A 1,518-nucleotide genomic window follows, 5' to 3' on the forward strand; every position below is an offset into this window, starting at 1 on the left:
CGGGACTGGCAGGCAAAGAACGGCTCAAAACCTTCGCGCCGCAGGCTTTGCAGCAGGATGATGGTGGGAATGTAAGTGTATTTTTGACTGCGGGATGCATGACGGTCTTCTCCGAAGACACTGGGGACGACCTGCATCAGCTCGTCATGGGTTAACGGACGGTCGCGGCGTATCTGGTTAATACGACCAAAGCGGCTGGCTAATCGCATCAGTTAATTTCCTTCGGTGGTTGATTTAACGGCATAAATAAAAAGGCCATGTTCCCGAAGGAGCATGGCCTGTGGTGACGGATATCTGTTGTCGGGTACTGACTGACAGCAGGGAGCCTGAGGGGGTAGCGCTCAGCCGTCGTCGCGAAGAGTTCTGCAGTCACTGAGGTCCGACAGCTCTTTTCGCGTATTCTTCAGCCCCGGGCTGAAGGTGCCTGCTTTTGTATCATTAACGTACACATCAAACGTTGCGGCCTGACTCAGGGCGTCAATAAATGACACCCAGGCGTTGTCGCCGTTGCGCCAGCCCAGGAATGACGGCAGCGGGTACTGGCTGTTATCCATGACCACCGTAATCTCTGTTTCCTCATCGCGGGAACTGACGGATGTCCCGTCGGGCAGGGTGAGCCAGACGCTGTGCTGCAGAATGTGCTGTTCATCCGGGTTGCCGGTACAGCTGAGGTTAAACACCGCGTTTTGCGGATTACGGATGATGTACTCCGTCGTCCCCATGGCAAATCCACTGGTCCACATACTGGGGATGGCCTGTGCCGCTGAGGAGGCCGCCAGCAGGATGGTGGTGAGCGTGAGCGTATACAGTCGCATGCTGTTCTCCTTAAATCAGTGAGTGAATGATGACGGGTTATGGCGGAGAAGGGGGCTGTGCGGGACGCCGGTTTCCTTTCCCACCGGAGCCTGAGGTTATGCAGGCCGCGCCCCTGTGTGAGACGCGGCCCGCTGAGTCCTCCGGCTTACATGCTGCGGGTTATCAGAATGACACCTTCAGTGAGGCCCGGGCGTTATACCCGTCAGCGCTGTTCCCGCTGACGCTGCGGGTGTAACCGCCCTGAATACCCAGAGTGACATTCTGGCGGATGAGCGCATCAATACCCGCCTGGAAATCAACGGATGTACCATCCTGAGACGGGGTAAAGGTAACATTACTGCCCGCAGCGGCCGTTCCCATGCTCAAATCACCGTCAGAGCTGAAGGTACGAATAACGGACGGACGCACCCACCAGTTAACCGGCAGTTCACTGACGCTGTGCTTCATGCTGTCGCCAGAAGCGGCCTGCGTGGAGGTGCCGTTACCGAAGGTCATCTCAGACTGGCTGCCGAAGCGAAGACCGGCGCGGAGATGCTGTGCGCTGCCGTCACCGAAGTTCACGTAACCGCCATTGTCATGACCGTTATTCAGGGACAGACCCTGCCAGATATACTGAAGCTGTGGCTCCAGTATCAGCCCGTCAGTGACATTGAACGGCAGTCCGGTTTCCAGCGAGGCCAGCCAGCCCCAGCCATGAGTATC

2 protein-coding genes and 1 pseudogene are annotated in these 1,518 nt (G+C 57.3%); all 3 read right to left on the reverse strand.

What is annotated here, in order from left to right:
- Positions 1–209 (reverse strand): annotated as a pseudogene (locus ACU8YC_RS24840) (DUF932 domain-containing protein); the annotation flags it as partial.
- Positions 210–341: 132 nt separating this feature from the next.
- Complete coding sequence (locus tag ACU8YC_RS24845) at positions 342–815, reverse strand: hypothetical protein (RefSeq protein ID WP_446895936.1); 474 nt, start codon at positions 813–815, stop codon at positions 342–344.
- 163 nt (positions 816–978) lie between these two features.
- Positions 979–1,518, reverse strand: a 540-nt coding sequence (locus ACU8YC_RS24850; protein ID WP_446895937.1) for an autotransporter domain-containing protein, incomplete at its 5' end; no start/stop codon positions are given.

It is taken from the genome of Citrobacter sp. VF227 (genome assembly GCF_052950715.1).

Coding starts and splice junctions, on each gene's coding strand:
- ACU8YC_RS24845 (WP_446895936.1), bottom strand. CDS start 815: ATGCGACTGTATACGCTCACGCTCACCACCATCCTGCTGGCGGCCTCC.